Annotated in this window: 21 protein-coding genes; 10 read left to right on the forward strand and 11 right to left on the reverse strand. The window is 66.3% G+C overall.

Annotation, left to right across the window (positions count from 1 at the left end; translation table 11 throughout):
• Positions 1-263: 263 nt before the first annotated feature.
• On the forward strand, positions 264-809 hold the full coding sequence (locus tag AC3WVS_RS24535) for a MarR family winged helix-turn-helix transcriptional regulator (protein WP_035816290.1): 546 nt from the start codon (positions 264-266) through the stop codon (positions 807-809).
• 108 nt (positions 810-917) lie between these two features.
• On the opposite strand, the gene nadC is transcribed toward AC3WVS_RS24535, so the two are convergent.
• From nadC to fliL, 8 genes are all read right to left on the reverse strand, one after another.
• Positions 918-1751, reverse strand: a complete 834-nt coding sequence (gene nadC, locus AC3WVS_RS24540) for a carboxylating nicotinate-nucleotide diphosphorylase (protein WP_492320691.1) — start codon at positions 1749-1751, stop codon at positions 918-920.
• A gap of 123 nt (positions 1752-1874) precedes the next feature.
• Positions 1875-2660 carry a flagellar biosynthetic protein FliR gene (gene fliR / locus AC3WVS_RS24545; protein WP_492320692.1) on the reverse strand — a complete coding sequence of 262 codons (786 nt, stop codon included), beginning with the start codon at positions 2658-2660 and terminating at the stop codon, positions 1875-1877.
• A 42-nt stretch (positions 2661-2702) separates the two neighbouring features.
• Positions 2703-2972 carry a flagellar biosynthesis protein FliQ gene (gene fliQ, locus AC3WVS_RS24550; protein WP_492320693.1) on the reverse strand — a complete coding sequence of 90 codons (270 nt, stop codon included), beginning with the start codon at positions 2970-2972 and terminating at the stop codon, positions 2703-2705.
• A gap of 40 nt (positions 2973-3012) precedes the next feature.
• The gene (fliP, locus tag AC3WVS_RS24555; RefSeq protein ID WP_010810397.1) at positions 3013-3798 is read right to left on the reverse strand and encodes a flagellar type III secretion system pore protein FliP; all 786 of its coding nucleotides are present in this window, start codon (positions 3796-3798) and stop codon (positions 3013-3015) included.
• Positions 3795-4250 (reverse strand): flagellar biosynthetic protein FliO, encoded by a 456-nt coding sequence (gene fliO, locus AC3WVS_RS24560; RefSeq protein ID WP_492320694.1) that lies wholly within the window; start codon positions 4248-4250, stop codon positions 3795-3797. Before fliO ends, fliP begins: the two co-directional genes overlap by 4 nt.
• A complete protein-coding gene (gene fliN, locus AC3WVS_RS24565) occupies positions 4247-4696 on the reverse strand; it encodes a flagellar motor switch protein FliN (protein WP_010810395.1) in 450 nt (149 codons plus the stop codon). Before fliN ends, fliO begins: the two co-directional genes overlap by 4 nt.
• Positions 4689-5708 carry a flagellar motor switch protein FliM gene (gene fliM / locus AC3WVS_RS24570; RefSeq protein ID WP_010810394.1) on the reverse strand — a complete coding sequence of 340 codons (1020 nt, stop codon included), beginning with the start codon at positions 5706-5708 and terminating at the stop codon, positions 4689-4691. The genes fliN and fliM overlap by 8 nt, the downstream gene beginning before the upstream one ends.
• 59 nt (positions 5709-5767) lie before the next feature.
• The gene (fliL, locus tag AC3WVS_RS24575) at positions 5768-6259 is read right to left on the reverse strand and encodes a flagellar basal body-associated protein FliL (RefSeq protein ID WP_011616679.1); all 492 of its coding nucleotides are present in this window, start codon (positions 6257-6259) and stop codon (positions 5768-5770) included.
• 466 nt (positions 6260-6725) lie between these two features.
• Between fliL and acnB the strand changes: the two genes are divergently transcribed.
• Positions 6726-9317 (forward strand): bifunctional aconitate hydratase 2/2-methylisocitrate dehydratase, encoded by a 2592-nt coding sequence (acnB, locus tag AC3WVS_RS24580; protein ID WP_492320695.1) that lies wholly within the window; start codon positions 6726-6728, stop codon positions 9315-9317.
• Between the two features lie 158 nt (positions 9318-9475).
• On the opposite strand, the gene AC3WVS_RS24585 is transcribed toward acnB, so the two are convergent.
• On the reverse strand, positions 9476-10135 hold the full coding sequence (locus AC3WVS_RS24585) for a response regulator (RefSeq protein ID WP_492320696.1): 660 nt from the start codon (positions 10133-10135) through the stop codon (positions 9476-9478).
• A 224-nt stretch (positions 10136-10359) separates the two neighbouring features.
• Here AC3WVS_RS24585 and AC3WVS_RS24590 point away from each other — a divergent pair, with 224 nt between their 5' ends.
• From AC3WVS_RS24590 to AC3WVS_RS24620, 7 genes are all read left to right on the forward strand, one after another.
• Positions 10360-12165: a hybrid sensor histidine kinase/response regulator gene (locus AC3WVS_RS24590; RefSeq protein ID WP_492320697.1), complete on the forward strand. Its 1806-nt coding sequence runs from the start codon at positions 10360-10362 to the stop codon at positions 12163-12165.
• 101 nt (positions 12166-12266) lie between these two features.
• Positions 12267-12971 carry a glutathione S-transferase N-terminal domain-containing protein gene (locus tag AC3WVS_RS24595; RefSeq protein WP_492320698.1) on the forward strand — a complete coding sequence of 235 codons (705 nt, stop codon included), beginning with the start codon at positions 12267-12269 and terminating at the stop codon, positions 12969-12971.
• Positions 12972-13112: 141 nt separating this feature from the next.
• A complete protein-coding gene (locus tag AC3WVS_RS24600; RefSeq protein WP_492320699.1) occupies positions 13113-14444 on the forward strand; it encodes a PQQ-dependent sugar dehydrogenase in 1332 nt (443 codons plus the stop codon).
• A 77-nt stretch (positions 14445-14521) separates the two neighbouring features.
• On the forward strand, positions 14522-15361 hold the full coding sequence (locus AC3WVS_RS24605; protein WP_439669720.1) for an EamA family transporter: 840 nt from the start codon (positions 14522-14524) through the stop codon (positions 15359-15361).
• A 141-nt stretch (positions 15362-15502) separates the two neighbouring features.
• Entirely contained in the window at positions 15503-16327 is an 825-nt protein-coding gene (locus AC3WVS_RS24610) for a class I SAM-dependent methyltransferase (RefSeq protein WP_492320700.1), read from the forward strand.
• A 423-nt stretch (positions 16328-16750) separates the two neighbouring features.
• Positions 16751-17830, forward strand: coding sequence for a type I restriction endonuclease (locus AC3WVS_RS24615; RefSeq protein WP_492320701.1), 1080 nt, complete (start codon positions 16751-16753; stop codon positions 17828-17830).
• 359 nt (positions 17831-18189) lie between these two features.
• Positions 18190-18552, forward strand: coding sequence for a hypothetical protein (locus AC3WVS_RS24620; RefSeq protein WP_492320702.1), 363 nt, complete (start codon positions 18190-18192; stop codon positions 18550-18552).
• A gap of 127 nt (positions 18553-18679) precedes the next feature.
• Here the strand turns inward: AC3WVS_RS24620 and AC3WVS_RS24625 are convergent, their stop codons facing one another.
• Positions 18680-19090 (reverse strand): type II toxin-antitoxin system VapC family toxin, encoded by a 411-nt coding sequence (locus tag AC3WVS_RS24625; RefSeq protein WP_492320703.1) that lies wholly within the window; start codon positions 19088-19090, stop codon positions 18680-18682.
• Complete coding sequence (vapB, locus tag AC3WVS_RS24630) at positions 19090-19326, reverse strand: type II toxin-antitoxin system VapB family antitoxin (protein ID WP_492320704.1); 237 nt, start codon at positions 19324-19326, stop codon at positions 19090-19092. Before vapB ends, AC3WVS_RS24625 begins: the two co-directional genes overlap by 1 nt.
• A 136-nt stretch (positions 19327-19462) precedes the next feature.
• Here vapB and AC3WVS_RS24635 point away from each other — a divergent pair, with 136 nt between their 5' ends.
• Positions 19463-20323, forward strand: coding sequence for a LysR family transcriptional regulator (locus AC3WVS_RS24635; RefSeq protein WP_492320705.1), 861 nt, complete (start codon positions 19463-19465; stop codon positions 20321-20323).
• Positions 20324-20460: the final 137 nt, after the last annotated feature.

Raw genomic sequence — 20460 nt, forward strand, 5'->3', positions numbered from 1 at the left:
AACGCGCCAGCGCCCGCAAATCCAGTGTGTACGCGGGATTCGCGAGCTTATAGGGGAAAACACGGGGAGCAGGGTGCGCGGTGACGGTGCCCCGTGCATGGGTTGAGGGCATCGTGCACTGATGGAGTGAACGCTACATGGAGAGGCCTTGCCGACGAAGCGGTGGTGTCGGCGTGCGAGCGCCGGAGGCGCTATCATGTGCGCTGTCGCTGGCACCGGGTCGTCCGGTGTCGCATGCATACGCTCTACTTTCCCTCACGACTATGGCCACAAAGAAGCCGGATGCTCCGGTCCCGATCACGCCTGCGGATGAAGCCGATGAAGAACGGCTTGCCCACCTGGTGAAGGATGCCGCCCGGGCCTATATCCGCGCGCTGCAGCTGCGCTTGGCGGAGCATTCGGTTTCGTACGGCCACTGGACCATCCTGCGTATCCTGTGGCGCCATGACGGCGTGTCGCAGCGAGAGCTGAGCGAACGCGCCGGGGTGACCGAGCCGACGACGTTTGCGGCAGTCAAGGCGCTGGAGGCGCTGGGCTACGTGGAACGCACGCACCTTCCCGGCAACAAGAAGAAGGTGCATGTGTTCCTGAGCAAGACCGGACGCGCGCTGCGCCGCAAGCTTGAACCGCTGGCGACCGAGGTGAATGAACTCAGCGTGGAAGGGCTGAGCGAAGAGGATGTGCTGACCACGCGCCGCGTGCTGATCACGATTGCGAAGCGGCTGGTCGCCGACGAAGCCGCGTCGGCGGAACATGGCCGGCGGGTCCCGTCCACACAGGAGGTGGGGCGCCTGCTCTCGGACCTGTAGACGACCCGCAACGGAAAAGACCCTCGCCGGGCGAGACCGGCAAGGGTGAATGCCTTGGGTAGAAGGCGTGAATCGGTTAGAGCGATCAGGGGGCTGGTCCCCCCGGTGTCAGGCTTCGTCGAGCCCGATGTCGACGGCAGGGGCGGACTGGGTGATCTTGCTCGTGGAGATATAGTCCACGCCCGTTTCCGCCACGGCCCGGATCGTTTCCAGGCGGATGCCGCCTGATGCCTCGACCTTGGTCCGGCCATTGACGATCTGCACGGCTTCCTTCATGTCGGGCACCGACATGTTGTCCAGCATGATCACGTCGACACCGGCTGCCAGTGCTTCGTGCACCTGTTCCAGCCGGTCGCATTCCACTTCCAGCTTGGTCAGCACGGGCAGCTTGCGGCGCACGCGTGCCACGGCGGCAGCGATGCTGCCGCATACGGCGATGTGGTTGTCCTTGATCATCACGCCGTTGTCCAGGCTCAGCCGGTGGTTCAGGCCGCCGCCGCAGGTCACCGCATGCTTTTCCAGCGCGCGCAGGCCCGGCGTGGTCTTGCGGCTGTCGATCAGGCGCGCCTTGGTATGGGCAATAGCCTGGGCATAGGTTGCCGTATGGTTGGCGATGCCGCACAGCCGCTGCATGATGTTAAGAGCGGTGCGCTCGGCCGTCAGGACGCTGCGTGCATTGCCGCTCACGTTAAGCAGCACCGCGCCTTTTTCAACCTTGTCGCCATCGGCGACGCGCACATCGACCGACAGCGTCGGATCGTAGCGCGCGAAGATGCGTGCCCCCACGTCGATGCCGGCGATAAGCATCGGCTCGCGGGCGTTCATGCAGAAGGTGCCGGTCTCTCCCGGTTCAATCATGGTCTGGACGGTCAAGTCGCAGATGCCGATGTCTTCGGTCAGCCAGAGGTCGATCAGCTTGTCGGTAGCGAAAATGTCGTACATGAAGGGCTCCTGAACGGTGGTTGCGGTACCTCAAAAATCTTAGAGATCGAAGTACATGGCGCAATACTAGCCCTTCCATGCGCCATGTCAAGTAATATTCGAGATCTAAGATAAGACGCAAACCTACCGCGCAAACTGCCCCAGCACCGTCCCGACTGCCTCCAGCCCCGCCTCGATCATGTGCTGCATGTAGGTGCCCATCTGCGGCATCACCAGCATCAGCACCAGCAGGCCGCCGGACAGCGTGACCGGGAAGCCGACCGCAAAGATCGACAGTTGCGGCGAGGCGCGGTTCAGGATGCCCATCGCCAGGTTCAGCGTCAGCAGCGCCGCGATCATCGGCAGCGCCAGCAGCAGTCCGGACGAGAACACCATGCCGCCGGCGCGGGCCACGGCCATGGCGCCGCCGGCGGACAGCGGCGTGCCGCCGATGGGCAGGCCGTTGAAGCTGTCGACCAGCGCGCCCAGCATCAGCAGGTGGCCGTCCAGCGCCAGGAACAGCAGCATCGCGATCAGGTTCAGGAAGCGCGACAGCACCATGGTCTGGCCGCCGGCGGCGCGGTCGAAGAACGAGGCAAAGGACAGGCCCATCTGCAGGCCGATGATTTCGCCGGCTTGCTGCACGGTGGCAAAGACCAGCCGCATGGCGAAGCCGGTGGCCAGGCCGATGCCGACTTCGTTGAGGATGATCATCAGCCCCCCGAAGGAGTACACCGGCACCACTGGCAGCTGCGCGATGGTGGGCGACACCACCATCGCGATCATCGCGGACAGCGCGATCTTGGCGCGGCGCGGGATGGTGGACTCACCGAACAGCGGCGCGGTGCCGATCAGGGCCAGGATGCGGAAGAAGGGCCACAGGAACGCCGCGAGCCAGCTGTAGAGCTGGGCTGAGGTGAATTCGACCACGGCGGGGAGTCAGGGGCGGAAGGGCGGGGGGACTGGCCAGCGTCAGTGCGCCAGCGCGGGAATGCTCTGGAACACCCCGCGCATGTAGTCGACCATGGAATTGATCATCCACGGCCCGGCCAGCACCATGGTGGCGAACAGCGCGATCAGCTTGGGGATGAAGCTCAGCGTCATCTCGTTGATCTGCGTTGCGGCCTGGAACAGGCTCACCACCAGGCCGGCGGCCAGCGCCACCAGCAGCAGCGGGGCGGCCAGCAGCAGGGTCATCTTCATTGCCTGGGTGGCGATGGTCATTACGGTCTCGGGTGTCATGGCTCGGACTCTGCGGTGGGTGGCGGGCGCTGGGGCCGCCTCAGTTCATGAAGCTCTGCGCCAGCGAACCCAGCAGCAGCTGCCAGCCGTCGACCAGCACGAACAGCATCAGCTTGAACGGCAGCGAGATGGTGGCCGGCGGCACCATCATCATCCCCATCGCCATCAGCACGCTGGCGACGACCAGGTCGATGATCAGGAACGGGATGAAGATGGTGAAGCCGATCTGGAACGCGGTCTTCAGCTCGCTGGTGACGAAGGCCGGCACCAGGATGCTGAGCGGCACTTCCTCGGGGCCCTGCATTTCAGGCGCCTTGGCCATCTGCGCGAACATGGCCAGGTCCTTCTCGCGGGTCTGGCGCAGCATGAAGGCCTTGAGCGGCTCCGCGGCCTTGGCCGCGGCGGCCTCCAGGCTGATCTTGTTTTCCGACAGCGGCTTGTAGGCGTCGTTGTAGACGCGGTCGAACACCGGTGCCATCACGAAGAAGGTCAGGAACAGCGACAGGCCCACCAGCACCTGGTTGGGCGGCGAGGTGGCGGTGCCCAGTGCGCTGCGCAGCAGGCCCAGCACGATAATGATGCGGGTGAAGCCGGTCATCAGCAGCATCGCTGCCGGCAGGAACGACAGCGAGGTCAGCAGCACCAGCGTCTGCACCGGCAGCGACCAGATCTGGCCGCCGCCCGGGGCGGGCTTGCTGATGACGCCGGGCAGTGCCTGGGCCCAGGCCGGCGCGGGCGCCAGCGCGGCAATGGCCAGCATCAGCGCGAGCAGGGACAGCAGCGGGCCCGGCAGCGGGCGCCGCAGCGCGGCACGCGGGGAATTCATGACTTGAAGTGATTTTGCATCGAACGCAGCAGCTTTTCGGCAAAGGTGCCGCCACCCGGCTGTTGCGAAGGGCCTGCACCGCCGGTGGCGGCGAGGGGATTGGCTGCGGTGGTGCCCGCAGGCAGGGTATGCAGCGGCCGGATTTCGCCGGGGCTCACGCCCAGCACCAGCCAGGTATCGCCCACTTCCACCAGCACCAGGCGCTGGCGTGCGCCGAGCATGGTGCTGCCGACCACCTTCATCGCGCCGCCGGTGGCGTGACGGACCAGGCCGGCACGCCGGGCCACCCAGGCCATGCCCAGGATCAGCGCGACGATGGCGAACAGCCCCAGCCCGGCCTGCGCCAGGCTGGCCGCGCCGCTGATGGCCGGCGCGTGCGTGCCGTCGGCGGCCATGGCGGCCCCCGGCAGCGCCGCAAGCACGGCCAGGCTGGCGCGCGTCTGCATGCTCATTTGTTCAGCTTGCGGATGCGCTCGGACGGCGTGATGATGTCCGTCAGGCGGATGCCGAACTTGTCGTTTACCACCACCACCTCGCCCTGCGCGATCAGGTAGCCGTTGACCAGCACGTCCATCGGCTCGCCGGCCAGGCCGTCCAGCTCCACCACCGAGCCCTGCGCCAGCTGCAGCAGGTTCTTGATGGGCACCTTGGTGCGGCCCAGTTCCACGGTCAGTTGCACCGGGATATCGAGAATCATCTCGATATCGTTGCGGAAGCCGCTCGGCGCTTCCTTCGCCAGCGGCTGGAACACGGTGGCGGCGGCCGGAGTGGCCGCGGGTTGGGCCGCCGGTGCGGCAGCTGCGGGGATCCCGGCGGATGTGGCGCTGGTCTGCTCGGCCAGCGCGCTGGCCCAGTCGTCCATCGGATCGACGGGCTTGTCCTCGATGCCGTCACTCATAATCGCTGTCCTCGGTGTCCAGGTGGGAATCGCCGTCCTGGTGATTGATCATTCGTTCTACCCGCAGCGCGTACTGGCCGTTCATCGTGCCGAAGCCGCATTGCATGACGGGCACGCCGTCCACCTTGCCGAACACCTTCTCCGGCAGCTCGATCGGCAGCACGTCGCCGGCGCGCATCGCCAGCACTTCGGCCACGGTGCTCTGCAGGTGCGCGAACTCGGCCACCAGCTCCACCTCGGCCGCGCGCAGCTGCGTGGACAGTTGCGTGACCCAGCCCTTGTCGACTTCCTTCTCGTCCTGCAGCGGATTCATCAGCAGGTCCTTGAGCGGCTCGATCATCGCGTACGGCAGGCACACGTGGAGCTGCCCGCCGACGGCGCCCAGTTCGATATGGAAGGCGGTGGTCACCACGGCCTCGTTATGGGTGGCGACGTTGGCAAACTTGGGGTGCATCTCCGAGCGGATGTACTCGGTCTCGATCGGGTGCACGGTGCGCCAGGCGTTGCCGTAGCTGGCCAGCGTCAGCTCCAGCATGCGCTGGATGATGCGCTGCTCGGTCTGGGTGAAGTCGCGGCCTTCCACGCGGGTGTGGAAGCGGCCGTCGCCGCCGAACAGGTTGTCCACCACCAGAAACACCAGGTTCGGGTCGTAGACGAACAGCGCCGTGCCGCGCAGCGGCTTCAGGTGGACCAGGTTCAGGTTGGTCGGCATCGGCAGGTTGCGCGCGAAGTCGCCGAACTTTTCGATCCTGATGCTGCCCACGGTGATGTCCGCGCCGCGGCGGATGAAATTGAACAGCGCCGTGCGCATCGAGCGCGCAAAGCGCTCGTTGATGATTTCCAGCGTGTGCAGGCGGCCGCGGATGATGCGTTCCTGCGTGGCCAGGTTGTAGGGGCGCACACCGCCCTCGTCGAGCGCAGGCTCGCTGGCCTTGGGCGTATCGGCTTCGCCGGATACGCCCTTGAGCAGCTCGTCGACCTCGTCTTGCGAGAGGAACTTGTCGTAGGCCATCTAGTGTCCTGCCCCTTGTGCGGCGTTATGGATGAATCCGGTGCGGCCCTGGCTTGCGCTTACTGCACCACGAAAGAGGTGAAGAGCACGTCCAGCACCCGCTGCGCCGGCAGGCCGCTGGCAAACGGCTTGCTGATGGTGTCGCGGATGTCGTCGGCCAGCTTGCGCTTGCCTTCGACGGTGGCCAGGTCGGCCGGCTGCCTGGCCGACAGCAGCAGCAGGATGCGGCTGCGTGCCTCGGGCAGGTACTGGGCCAGGCGAGCCTGGGTCTCGGCATCGGCCACCTTCAGCGACAGGCCGGTGTGCAGGAAGCGGTCGCCGTCGTCGCTGCGCAGGTTGACGGTGAACGCGTCCAGCGGCACGAAGATCGGCGGCGGCACGACCGGGGCGGCGGGCGCGGCGGGCGCCGCCGGCTGGCGGTTGCTCAGCACGCTGCCCAGCACGAAGCCTCCGGCGCCCAGTGCCACCACCAGCACGCCGGCGCCGATCAGCAGCAGCCGGCCGCGCTTGCCTGTGTTGCCAGTCCGGGGAGGGGAAGCCGTGTTCGCCATGAGAAGCCTGTATCGGAATGCCTGCCATTCTTCCGGAATCGCAGGCCAGCAAAGGGCCGAAAAAAAGGGGGAAACCCTTTCAGCTTGGCCATTTGAGCGGAAAGGGAGCAGGCACGGCAAGCTATCTGCGAAGCAGGGCGCTAAAGCGAGCGGGCGCTTCGTGATGCGCGCCTGCAGGCTGGTTAACGCTTGATGTCGTGTGAACTTGAGTGCCGGTGCAAGCTGCCGCGATTCCTGGCCGGGCCGCCGGGCAGGTCGCGGGAGCGCCGCCATGCATTCCCTACTACGCTAGTCGGGTAGTGATTCATGTGGGTTCGCACGTCCTCCAGTTTCCAGTGCCTTGATTTGCATGATGTTTTTGGTTTTCACTCTTATATAAGATATAAGACATTTGACCGAGGGGCGGCTTCAGACTACAATCGCGACGTAACGAGATTTTCTAAACCTAATTACTCAGCAGGTTCCCATGCTTGAAAACTATCGCGCACATGTGGCCGAGCGCGCCGCGCTTGGCATCCCCCCTCTGCCCCTGACCGCCAAGCAGACGGCCGAGCTGGTCGAACTGCTGAAGAACCCGCCCGCCGGTGAAGAGCAGACCCTGGTGGAGCTGATCACCTACCGCGTGCCGGCCGGTGTGGATGACGCCGCCAAGGTCAAGGCCTCGTACCTGGCCGCCGTGGCGCTGGGCAAGGAAAAGTGCGCGCTGATCTCGCGCGCCAAGGCGACCGAGCTGCTGGGCACCATGCTGGGCGGCTACAACATCTCGCCGCTGATCGAGCTGCTGGACGATGCCGAAGTCGGCACCGTCGCCGCCGAAGCGCTGAAGAAGACCCTGCTGATGTTCGACGCCTTCCACGACGTGAAGGAAAAGGCCGACCAGGGCAATGCCAACGCCAAGGCCGTGCTGCAAAGCTGGGCCGACGCCGAGTGGTTCACCAGCCGTCCGGAAGTGCCGCAAAGCCTGACCATCACCGTGTTCAAGGTGCCGGGCGAAACCAACACCGACGACCTGTCGCCGGCTCCGGACGCCACCACCCGCCCGGACATCCCGATGCACGCGCTGGCGATGCTGAAGAACAAGCGCGAAGGCGCTGCGTTCCAGCCGGAAGAAGACGGCAAGCGCGGCCCGGTCAAGTTCATTGAATCGCTGAAGGAAAAGGGCCACCTGGTCGCCTACGTGGGCGACGTGGTCGGTACCGGCTCCAGCCGCAAGTCCGCCACCAACTCGGTGCTGTGGTTCACCGGCGAAGACATCCCGTTCATCCCGAACAAGCGCTTCGGCGGCGTGTGCCTGGGCAACAAGATCGCCCCGATCTTCTACAACACCATGGAAGACGCCGGCGCGCTGCCGATCGAGCTGGACGTGTCGAAGATGGAAATGGGCGACGTGGTCGAACTGCGCCCGTATGAAGGCAAGGCCCTGAAGGACGGCGCAGTGATCGCCGAGTTCAAGGTCAAGTCCGACGTGCTGTTCGATGAAGTCCGCGCTGGCGGCCGTATTCCCCTGATCGTCGGCCGTGGCCTGACCGCCAAGGCGCGCGAAGCGCTGGGCCTGGCCCCGTCGACGCTGTTCCGCCTGCCGCAGAACCCGGCCGATACCGGCAAGGGCTTCACGCTGGCGCAGAAGATGGTCGGCCGCGCCTGCGGCCTGCCTGAAGGCAAGGGCATCCGCCCGGGCACCTACTGCGAACCGAAGATGACTTCGGTTGGCTCGCAGGACACCACCGGCCCGATGACCCGCGACGAGTTGAAGGACCTGGCCTGCCTGGGCTTCTCGGCCGACCTGGTGATGCAGTCGTTCTGCCACACCGCCGCCTACCCGAAGCCGGTCGACGTCAAGACCCACCACACGCTGCCCGAGTTCATCAGCACGCGCGGCGGCATCTCGCTGCGCCCGGGCGACGGCGTGATCCACTCGTGGCTGAACCGCATGCTGCTGCCCGACACCGTCGGCACCGGCGGCGATTCGCACACCCGCTTCCCGATCGGCATCAGCTTCCCCGCAGGTTCGGGCCTGGTGGCCTTTGCCGCCGCCACCGGCGTGATGCCGCTGGACATGCCGGAATCGGTGCTGGTCCGCTTCAAGGGCAAGATGCAGCCCGGCGTGACGCTGCGCGACCTGGTCAACGCGATTCCGCTGTACGCGATCAAGCAAGGCCTGCTGACCGTGGCCAAGCAAGGCAAGAAGAACATCTTCTCGGGCCGCGTCCTGGAAATCGAAGGCCTGCCCGACCTGAAGGTCGAGCAAGCATTCGAGCTGTCGGATGCATCGGCTGAGCGCTCGGCCGCCGGTTGCACGGTGCGCCTGAACAAGGACCCGATCATCGAATACATCAACAGCAACATCACGCTGCTGAAGTGGATGATCGCCCAGGGCTACCAGGACCCGCGCAGCCTGCAGCGCCGCATCAAGGCCATGGAAGCGTGGCTGGCCGATCCCAGGCTGCTGGAGCCGGACGCCGACGCCGAGTACGCCGCCGTGATCGAGATCGACCTGGCCGACGTGCATGAGCCGATCGTGGCCTGCCCGAACGACCCGGACGACGTCAAGACGCTGTCCGAGGTGGCCGGCGCCAAGATCGACGAAGTGTTCATCGGTTCGTGCATGACCAACATCGGCCACTTCCGCGCAGCTTCCAAGCTGCTGGAAGGCAAGCGCGACATCCCGGTCAAGCTGTGGGTGGCTCCGCCGACCAAGATGGACCAGAAGCAGCTGACCGAGGAAGGCCACTACGGCGTGTTCGGCACCGCCGGTGCCCGCACCGAAATGCCGGGCTGCTCGCTGTGCATGGGCAACCAGGCACAGGTGCGCGAAGGCGCCACGGTGATGTCGACCAGCACGCGTAACTTCCCGAACCGCCTGGGCAAGAACACCAACGTGTACCTGGGTTCCGCCGAACTGGCGGCGATCTGCTCGCGCCTGGGCCGCATTCCGACCAAGGAAGAGTACATGGCCGACATGGGCGTGCTCAACGCCAATGGCGACAAGATCTACAAGTACATGAACTTCGACCAGATCGAGGACTTCAAGGAAGTGGCCGACGGCGTGACGGTGTAAGCTGCCCAGTCAGGCTGACATGAAGAAGGGGCCCCGCTTGCGGGGCCCCTTTTGTATTTGGCTTTTGTCGGCTTGACGGGTGGCATACGCCACCACCACCACTGAATCACCGCTGGGGTGCTCCCTCTCCCCATGAGGGGAGAGGGAGAACACCTTGCTCAGGCTAGTTCGGGCGGCTTTGGAGCACCCAGCGGAATCCCCTGACGCGCGGCGTACGCCACCACCTCCGCGGTATTGTGCAGGTCGAGCTTGCGCATCAGGTTCTCGCGGTGCTTGCGCGCAGTCAGCGGGCTGATGTCGAGTTGCGCGGCAATGTCGCCGGCGGTGGCGCCGCGCGCGATCAGCATCAGGATCTGCAGTTCGCGCCGGGTGAGCGTGGCAATGCCGTCCGGTGCCGCGGTGGCCGGTGCAGTGGCGCGCGCGGCCACGAAGTTGCGGCCCTCGCGCAGGGCCATGAGCGCGGGCACCAGTTCGCTGATATCGCCGCTCTTGACCAGGTAGCCATTGGCGCCCGCATCGATCGCCGCGTGGGCCATGCCCGCGCCCGCGCTGCCGGTCAGCACCAGGATGCGCAGCGCGGGATGCCTGGTGCGCAGGCGTTCCACGAAGGCCAGGCCATCGACGCCGGGCATGCCCAGGTCCATCACCAGCAGGTCGGTCGGTACCCGTTCCAGGAGCCCCAGCAGTTGCGCGCCATCTGCTGCCTCGCCCGCCAGCACCAGGTTGCCGACGCCGGACAGCACCTGCTTGAGGCCCTCCAGCACGATGGCATGGTCATCGGCGAGGGCCACGCGGGTCGGGACGGGAAAGCGGCTCATCGCGGCAGGTGCATCGGTGGCGAATGGGAAAGGGAAGGTGGTATAAAACGGCAGCCCGTCAGTCCGGCAGCTGCAGGTGGCCTGCTGAATGCCCCAATGAACCGGCGGCCGGCTGGATTATAGCGTTGCACGCCCAACCTGCCCCACGGCCTATCTAGCATGCGCAAGCTCCCGTTGTCCTGTTGCCGTACCGTTTCCTGCCGCCCGCAGCGGGCGCTCGCATCATGACGGCCACAGGCACCGGATTGCCGCCGGCCTGGCAGCCCGGCGATGTGCCGGCGGCGATGGTGGACCTGCTCTACCGCCAGTCCAACGCGGTCCTGTTTGCCAACTTCGTCATTGCGCTGCCGGTGGTCTACGTGCTGCGTCCCAGCGTGCCGCTGCCCATGCTGGCCGGCTGGATGGCCGCGGTGTACCTGCTGACCACGCTGCGCATCGGCCTGTCGTGGCGCTACTTCCGGCGCGACGGCAGCACGCCGCCGCAGGCGTGGGCGCGCCGCTTCATGGTGCTGTCCTGGCTGTCCAGCCTGCTGTGGGGCGCCGTGGGCTCTGCCATCCTGCTGCCGCCCGAACCGCAGCTGGTGGCGTTCTGCTGCATCGTGCTGGCCGGCATGTCCAGTGGCGCGATCCCGTCGCTGTCGGCGCATCCGGCCACCTACTGCGGTTCAGTCGCGGCCATGCTGCTGCCGTTCACCATCTATTGCCTGGTGCAGCAGGGGCCGGTGTATGGCGTCTACGCGGGCTTTGCCGCGTGCCTGCTGTGCGTCAACATCTACTACAGCCAGGTCACCTATCGCGCGCTGCGCGATGGCGTGACACTGCGCTTCGAGAACGTCGCGCTGATCGGCGAGCTTGAGCGCGAGCGCGACCGCGCCACCGCCGCGGACCGGGCCAAGACGCGCTTCCTGGCGGCCGCCGGGCACGACCTGCGCCAGCCGGTGTATGCCATCGGCCTGCAGGCGGCATCGCTGCTGACACTGGGCGAGCGCGGCGACGTGGCTGGCGGCCAGGCGCATGCGATCGGCCACCGGCTGCAAGCCACGCTGGCGCGCATGGACAACCTGCTCGACGGCCTGCTCGACGCCTCGCGCCTGGATGCCGGCGTGATGCCGGTGCGCCGCCAGCCGCTGCAGCTGGCGCGGCTGCTGGCCGAGCTGCGCGACGAGTACGCCGAGCAGGCGTGCCAGCGCGGCAGCGTGCTGCGGGTGGTGCCGGCGCGCGCGTGGATCGACAGCGATCCGGACCTGCTCAAGCGCATCCTCGACAACCTGGTGGCCAATGCGCTGCGCCATGCGCCGCGTGCCAGCATCCTGGTGGGCGCGCGGCGCCGCGGCGATGCCATGGAGATCCAGGTGATCGACACCGGCCCGGGCATCGCCGCGGCCCAGCAGTCGCGCGTGTTCGACGAATACGCCCAGGTGCCGGGCCTTGCCACGGCAGGCGACGACCAGGCGGGCGCAAAGGGACTGGGCCTGGGCCTGGCGATCGTGCGGCGCCTGGCGGCGCTGCTTGGCCACCAGGTGGGCCTGCGTTCCGCACCGGGGCGCGGCTGCGTGTTCTCGGTGCGCGTGCCGCTGGCTGCCGCCGCGGCACAGGTGCATCCAGCCACCCCCGCCATTCCCGCGGCCGCTGGCGAGCCGCTCTGCGTGATGCTGGTCGACGACGACGCGCAGGTGCTGGGCGCGCTCACCGAACTGCTGATGCTCTGGGGCCATGTGGTCTACGGCGGGCGCACCGTTGCCGCAGTGCGCGCTGCGTACCGCGCCGCCAGCCCGGACGGGCCCGCCCCGGTCCACCTGATCCTGGCCGACTACCGGCTGGCCGAAGGCCTGACCGGCATCGCCGCGGTCGGCATGCTGCGCGCCAGCCTGGGCCGCGCGGTGCCGGCGCTGATCGTCACCGGCGACACCGCGCCAGACCGGCTGCAGGCGCTGCATGACAGCGGCTTCCCGGTGTTGCACAAGCCGATCCTGGGCGAGGCCTTGCGCGCGGCCCTGCAGCGCGCGGTGCAGCCGGCCGAGGCCGCCTGAGGCCCTGCGCTGCATGCATGGCAGGAGCGGTTTATGATCGGGTTTTTCCGTTGTCCGGCGCCTTCTTGCGCAGTGCGCAAGCGCCTGAACCAGGAGCCAGTGTGCCCGATCTGTCCGCTTTCCCCATCACCCGCAAATGGCCGGCGCAGCATCCCGACCGCATCCAGCTGTATTCCCTGCCCACGCCCAACGGGGTCAAGGTGTCGATCATGCTGGAGGAGACCGGCCTGCCGTATGAACCGCACCTGGTGCGCTTCGACGCCAACGACCAGATGTCGCCGGAGTTCCTGTCGCTGAGCCCGAACAACAAGATTCCCGCCATCCTCGATCCCAACGGCCCGGGCGGCAAGCCGCTGGCGCTGTTCGAATCGGGCGCGATCCTGCTTTACCTGGCCGACAAGTCGGGCCAGCTGATCCCGGCCGACCCCGCGCGCCGCTATGAAACCATCCAGTGGGTGATGTTCCAGATGGGCGGCATCGGGCCGATGTTCGGGCAGGTGGGCTTTTTCCACAAGTTCGCCGGCAAGGAGTACGAGGACAAGCGCCCGCGCGACCGCTACGTGGCCGAAAGCCGGCGCCTGCTGAATGTGCTGAACCAGCGGCTGGAAGGGCGCGACTGGATCATGGGCGACGCCTACACCGTTGCCGATATCGCTACCTTCCCGTGGGTGCGCAACCTGCTTGGCTTCTATGAGGCGGGCGAACTGGTCGGCATCCAGGACTTCCCGCATGTCAGGCGCGTGCTGGAGGCGTTCGTGAAGCGCCCGGCGGTGGTGAAGGGGCTCGATACGCCGCACCGCGGCTGAGGCAGCCTGCGGCGTGCACGCCGCGGGCGTGGGCATCGTCCTACACGGGGGCCTCCCCGACGCCTACAGAGGGGCGGGCGGCGCGCATCCTATAGTCCAGGAACAGGCGCACCGCCCCGCGTTGCCTGAGGAGCCCGGACCATGCCGATGCCCACCACCTTTTCCCTGTTGCATGTCGTTCTTCTGGCGGGCGCCACCGCTGCGCTCGCCGCCTGCGGTGAAACGGCCAAGCTGCCTTCCGAAGCGGGCTTTGGCCCCACGCCGCAGCTGCCGCCACCCAACCAGACCGCGATCCCCACCGTCAAGATCGCGCCGGCCATCGGCTGGGCCGCGGGCCAGCGCCCGGTGCCGGCCGCAGGCATGGCGGTGACGGCCTTCGCCGACAAGCTGGACCATCCGCGCTGGGTCTATGTGCTGCCCAACGGCGACGTGCTGGTGGCCGAGAGCAATGCCCCGCCCAAGCCCGACGACGGCAAGGGCTTCCGCGGCTGGATCATGAAGAAGGTGATGAAGCGCGCGGGTGCCGGCACCCCCAGCGCCAACCGCATCACGCTGCTGCGCGACACCAACGGCGACGGCGTGGCCGACCAGCGCTCGGTGTTCCTGAAGGACCTGAACTCGCCGTTCGGCATGGCCCTGGTCGGCAACGACTTCTACGTGGCCGCCACCGACGCGGTGCTGCGCTTCCCGTACCAGCCCGGACAGACCCAGATCACGGCCGCGCCCCAGAAGGTGGTGGACCTGCCCGGCGGGCCGCTCAACCATCACTGGACCAAGAGCCTGATCGCCAGCCGCGATGGCAGCAAGCTGTACGTGACGGTGGGCTCCAACAGCAACGTGGGCGAGCACGGCATGGACAAGGAGGTCGGCCGCGCCGCCATCTGGGAGGTCGACCCGAAGGCCGGCACGCACCGGATCTTTGCCAGCGGCCTGCGCAATCCCAACGGCATGGCGTGGGAACCGGTCACCGGCATGCTCTGGACCGCCGTCAACGAGCGCGATGAAATCGGCAGCGACCTGGTGCCGGACTACATCACCTCGGTGCGCGACGGCGGCTTCTATGGCTGGCCCTACAGCTACTACGGCCAGCATGTCGACGCACGCGTGAAGCCGCCGGCGCCGGACCTGGTGGCCAGGGCCATTGTGCCGGACTATGCCGTGGGGGCGCACACCGCGTCGCTCGGGCTGGCCGCCGCCGGCGGCAACAGCCTGCCGGCGCGCTTCAGCGAAGGCATGTTCGTGGGCCTGCACGGTTCGTGGAACCGCAGGCCGCTGGCGGGCTACAAGGTGATCTTCGTGCCGTTCAGCAAGGGCCGGCCCAACGGCGCGCCGTTCGACGTGCTGACCGGTTTTCTCGATGAGGACGGCAACGCGCGCGGGCGGCCGGTGGGCGTGGCGATCGACAAGCAAGGCGGTTTGCTGGTGGCCGACGATGTCGGCAATACCGTGTGGCGGGTCAGCGGCGCGAAGTAGGCGGACCAGGGCGCGGCAGCGGCGGCACCGCACCGCTAGAATGACGGCGTCCCCACACGCCGGGCCCGCTGCCGTCCATGTCTCTCACGGTCTTCGCTGTCGTCCTGCTCGCCGCGTTCCTGCATGCCGCCTGGAACGCGGTGGTCAAGGGCGGCGGCGACAAGATGCTGTCGACGGTGATGGTGGCGGTGAGCGCCGGACTGATGGGCGCCGTGGCGCTGCCGGCGTTGCCGCAGCCGGCGCCGGCGAGCTGGCCGTTCATCGCCGCGTCAGTGGGCGTGCACGTGGTGTATTTCGCGCTGGTGGCACGTATCTACCACACCGCGGACATGAGCCAGACCTACCCCCTGATGCGCGGCACCGCGCCGCTGCTGGTGGCGGTGGCCAGCGTGGGCTGGCTGGGCGAGCACCTGTCGGCGCTGGCGTGGAGCGGCATCGCCGTGATCAGCCTGGGCATCCTGGCCATGGCGGGTGGCGCCCGCGGTGCCCCTGGCAGCCGTGAGGGCATGTGGCTGGCGCTGCTGAACGCAGTGGTGATCGCCGCCTATACGCTGATCGACGGCACCGGCGTGCGCCGCTCCGGCGCGCCGGTAGCGTATGCGTTCTGGATCTTCGTGCTGACCGCGGTGCCGCTGGCGGCGTGGGCGCTGGTGGCGCGCCGGCCGGCGCTGGGCGGCTATGTGCGGCGCAACCTGGTGTTCGCGCTGGTGGGCGGCGGCGGCACGCTGGCGTCCTACGGGCTGTCGCTGTGGGCGATGACACGCGCGCCGGTGGCCCCGGTAGCCGCCCTGCGTGAGTCCTCGATCCTGTTCGGCGCGCTGATCTCCGGGCTGCTGCTCAAGGAGCGCGTGGGCGCCGCCCGCCTGGGCGCGGCCTGCCTGATCGCCGCCGGCGTGGCCACACTGCGCTTTGCCTGAGGGCACGTCTGGGTGCCGGTCTGAATGCCTGGCCGCTGCGCGCCGCCGGCGCTGTCTATACTTGGTTTTACCGGGGTCAGAGGCGGAGGGGCACTGTGTCCGCGCAAACCGGCAGCCTGGCATCGACGCCGAGGAGAGGGCATGGACCACACCGCAGATTCGTTTCGGGCCTTTGAGCTGGCTGGCTGGGAAGATCCCGAGGTCGTCAGCCAGTACCAGGAGCATCTGTCGCATGTGACCCGGCAATCGGTCGAGTCCCTGCTTGACGAGGCCCATGTGGCCAGCGGGCTGCGCGTGCTGGATGTGGCCACCGGCTCTGGCCATGTCGCGGCGGGGGCGGTGCGGCGCGGTGCCGAATCCGTCGGCATCGATTTCTCGCTGGCGCAGGTGCAGCTGGCGCGCAAGCTCCATCCGGATGTTCATTACGAGCAGGCCGATGCGCAGGCGCTGCCGTTCGGCGATGCCAGCTTCGATGCCGTGGTCAATGGCTTCGGCATGTGCCACCTGTCCGACCCCGATACCGCGCTGGCCGAGGCCTTCCGCGTGCTGCGCCCGGGCGGGCGCATTGCCTTCACCGTGTGGGACACGCCCGAGCGCGCGGTCGGTTTCGGCGCGGTCTATGCCGCGATCCGCGCCTACGGCTCGATGGAGGTCGATATCCCCGTGGGGCCGAACTTCTTCCTGTTCAGCGATCCGGGCCATTGCCGCACCGCGTTGCAGCAGGCCGGCTTTGTCTCGCCCACCTGCCGCAACGTGCCGCAGGTATGGCGCTTCTCCACGCCCGACCAGCTGTTCGATGCGCTGGCCCAGGGCACCGTGCGCGCCGCCGCCACGCTGCGCGCGCAGACCCCCAAGGCCCGCGACGAGATCCGCGCCGTGCTGCGCGGCACCGTCGCCGCTTACATGCGCGGCAGCGGCTTCGAGGTGCCGATGCCGGCAGTGCTGGCGGCAGCGGTCAAGCCCTGAGGGCGGGGCTGTTGGACGGGCCCCGTCTTGTTTTTGCCACTGCAGTGTCTCCCTTGCGCAACATTTGAAGGGGCAGGGGAATTCCGAGCCGCCTTAAGTGATAAAACGGTGATTGCCTATCGCACCAGGCAGTGACCAGGGTTTGCCGTGTCCCTACGCCCGGCTACCGCGCGGAGTGTCCATTGATGAAGCGCAGACAGGTGATCTGGCAGGTAAATTGCACGAAGCTTGCCGAGCCCTATTTTCTCGGGCACCTGATTTGGTCGTGGCCGAGTTTCTCCGTACCTCTGCGTTCTGCCTGTCGACCGGCGCTACGGCAAGCCCCCTTTTAAGCGGGTTTTCGCCGCTAGGAAACGATGCCAGAATGTATGCGGGGTAAATTACATCCGCATGGGGTTGTAATAAGAACAAGGAGAAAGAGACGTGGACTTTATCGATGAAGTAAGAGCACTCGCATCTCGCGTTGCTGCGGCGAAGGATATGTTGCAGACCGAAGAAGCAACCAAGAATGCCATGGTAATGCCATTCATTCATCTTCTTGGCTACAACGTTTTTGACCCGCTGGAGGTCACACCGGAACTCATCGCCGATGTCGGAACCAAGAAGGGCGAGAAGGTTGACTATGCAATCCTCAGGGATGGGAAGCCAATCATGCTCTTTGAATGCAAGAAGAGCGGTGGAGATCTCCATATTAATCATGCAAGCCAGCTCTTTCGGTACTTCCATGTTACGGAGGCTCGGTTCGGCGTCCTGACAAACGGTCTTACTTACCGCTTCTTCACGGACCTTGAAAAACCAAACAAGATGGATGAGAAGCCGTTCTTCGAATTCAGTATCCTGGATTTTAGGGATCAGGATGTAGAAGAGCTTAAGAAGTTTGCCAAGTCAAATTTTGACCTTGAAAACATTCTTACAACTGCGAACCATCTTAAGTACACCCGTGCGATCAAGAATACCCTCGGCGAGTGGATGTCCAATCCGCCGGAAGAGTTTGTCCGAATGGTGTCTGCCGATTTTCTGGCGGGGAAGCAGTTTAGGGCGGCGGTTAAAGATCAGTTCACGCAGATCACTAAGCATGCTTTTCAACAATTAATTGCCGATAAGATCAACGAACGCCTGAAGGGTGCCATGACGCCGGAGCCGTCATTGACACCGGTGCGTGACGCTGAACTGGCCGCTACGGAGCTCTCCGCAGTCAGTGAACCATCGGTCGTCGAGATGGAGGCATTCCAGATCATCAGAGCAATCTTGCGGCCCATCGTGGCTCCTGCGCGTGTCGCAATACGGGACGCTGCCAGCTACTGCGCGATTCTGTTCGACGACAATAATCGCAGGCCGATCTGCCGGCTACGGTTCAACAACGAATCTCGGCTGGTCATTGGCCTCTTTGATGAAAACAAGGAAGAAGAGCGCATTCCGCTGAAGAGTCTTGATGACATCTTCGACCACTCCGACCGGCTACAGGCATGCGTCAGCTCATATCTTCAACCATCCGAAGGATGAAGATCTGAACACTCGGTGCCGGCTGCCGCTGTTGTACGCGGGGCCCGCTTTCCCAAACCGGCGAGGCGGTGGAATCGGCCACGCTAGGGCACCGCGGTCGGGCAAGCGCGGCCTACGTGGATGCTTCTGGTCGGTCATCCGCCCTGACGGGAAACCCTGTGCGACAGGGGGTGTTGGGTAGCGACAGACATCCCTGCCGCCAGCGTCGGCCTGGCCCCACCATCCCATTCCCGGAAAGTGCCGTAATCCACGCCGCAACCAGCCTTGTGGCGGTGGCACGGTCATTGCGCAACGGACAGCGAGCGCGGCGCCGCGGCTCGTTGTGCCACCAGCCAGCAATGGCTTGCCGGAGAATCCCGATGTACACCCGACCCCAATGCCAGACAGGGCAGGCCGCGCCGCGCCCATCCGCAATCCTGCACCGCTCGCGCCAGGCCATGGCGCTGCTGCGTGTGCTGGGCTTATGCGTCAACAGTGTCGCCTGCGCCCAGTCCGAAGCGCCGCAGGCTGCAGCGCCTGCCGTGCAGGCCGTGACGCCGGAACAGAAGTTTGCGCCCGGATACCTGGAGGCCGTTGCCACCGGTTATGACAATGGGTTGGCCTTGCGGGAGCCGGAAGGCCTCGCGCCGCTGAGGCCGCCGCGCGAGGCGCGCAGCGCGCCGGCGGCAGGCGCCGTGCCGGTTGCCATGCCAGCGGCGGTGCGGCCGCAGCCGGCGCGCTGACCTGGCGGGGCTCCCGGGAGCAGGGTGGCGAAACAAGTGGCGCAGTGCGGGCCTTTAGCGCCTGACCTGTTCCTGTTCGTCCCGCCCTGCCGACATGAAGTCGTTCGGGAAGGCTGGGTACTTGAGTTCAGCCTTGGGGTGACGCGGTCCAGTCTTCGATGCGCAGGCCCGGATACGTCGCAAAGTCGCGCACGTTGCGCGTGACCACTGTCAGATCCTCCGCAATGGCATGGGCGGCAATCAGCTTGTCCATGACATCTGCCTTGCGTTCGCGCGTGGCGGCACGAATCGGGCCGTAGGCGCGCGCGGCTTCGGCGTTCAGCGGCAGCACTGGGACCCGCGCGACCAGCCCTTGCAACGCGCGCCGCGCACCCTCCGGATTGCCAGAGACGGTTACACCGTATTCGAGTTCGGCCAGGGTAATCGCAGACAGCACCACATCGCCCTCGAAGCATTGAGCAAAGCGTTCGGCTACCTGGGGCGGCTGGTGCTTCATCAGGTAGATGCACATGTTGGTGTCGAACATATACCTGGCCATCAGAATCCCTCCCGCTCAGCCTGCTCCTGGTCGCCGCGGCCTTGTGCCATGAAGTCGGCCGGGAACGCGGCGAAGGCGTCGAGCAGGCCTGTCAGGCGCTGTCGCACGGGGCGGATCCGCAACTCATCGCCGATCCGCTCGATTTCCAGCTGCATATCGGTGTCGGGGTAGGCCAGTTCCGCGGGAATGCGCACCGCTTGGGAGTTTCCGTTACGGAAGATCCGGGTGAAATGCATTGTGGTTTCCATGTACATCCTTGTATGTACGAGCATAGCACCATCTAATCAGAAGTACATCTGCGTGTGTACGTCCATAATTCTCAATCTCGTCTGTCATTACCTACAATTCGTCACACTGGTAATTCCCCGCCCCATGGACATCGATCTCGCCCGCACCTTCCTGCAAGTCGTCCGCACCGGCAGCCTGCTGGCCGCGGCCGACAAGCTGCATGTCACCCAGACCGCCGTGACCGCGCGCATCAAGAGCCTGGAATCGCAGCTCAACTGCCGCCTGTTCGAGCGCAACAAGGCGGGCGCACGGCTGACGCCCGATGGTCAGCGCTTTCTCGGCTACGCCAGCCAGCTGGTGCAGACCTGGGAGGCGGCCTGCCGCGAGCTGCCGTTGCCGGCCGGGCTGGCCAGCCTGTTTCGTTTCGGCACGGAAATCAGCCTGGGCAGTCCGCTGGTGCTGCTGTGGACCACGCGCCTGCGCCAGCTGATGCCGGCGCAGGCGGTGCGGGCGGAGGTGGGGGAAGGGGCGGAGTTGCAGCGCAAGCTGCAGTCAGGCACGCTGGATGCGGCGCTGGTCTACCAGCCGGAGTACGCGCCCGGCATGCATGTCGAGGCGCTGATGGAAGAGAAGCTGATCCTGATCCGCTCAACGCAGCGCGACGGCGGCTATGTCTATGTCGACTGGGGACCGGAATTCCGCCGCCAGCATGACAGCGCGCTGCCGGAGCATGCGCGCGCCTCGCTGTACTTCAACCTGGGGCCGCTGGCGCTGCAGTACATCCTGCAGTTCGGTGGCAGCGGGTATTTCCGGACACGCGTGGTGCAAAGCTACCTGGACAGCGGGGTGCTGGCGCGCGTGGAAGGCGCGTCAGAGTTCTCTTATCCGGTATTCCTCGTCTGCGCCAGGGCCCCCGCAGGGCCGTCGCAGGATGCCGTGCGCATCCTGCGTGACATCGTGAGCGAAGAATCCGACTGGTCGCAGCGCTGGGACTTCCCGCAATAGCGCAAAGCGGTCAGATCCGGACCGGCACCAGTTGTCCCATCGGGCCGGGCACGGCCACCAGGCGCCATTGCCGCACGCGCCTCACCCGGCGGGGGGGGGGGGGGGGGGGGGGGGGGGGGGGGGGTGGGGGGGGGGGA

The organism is Cupriavidus sp. CPT47-8839-RL05A (genome assembly GCF_058792255.1).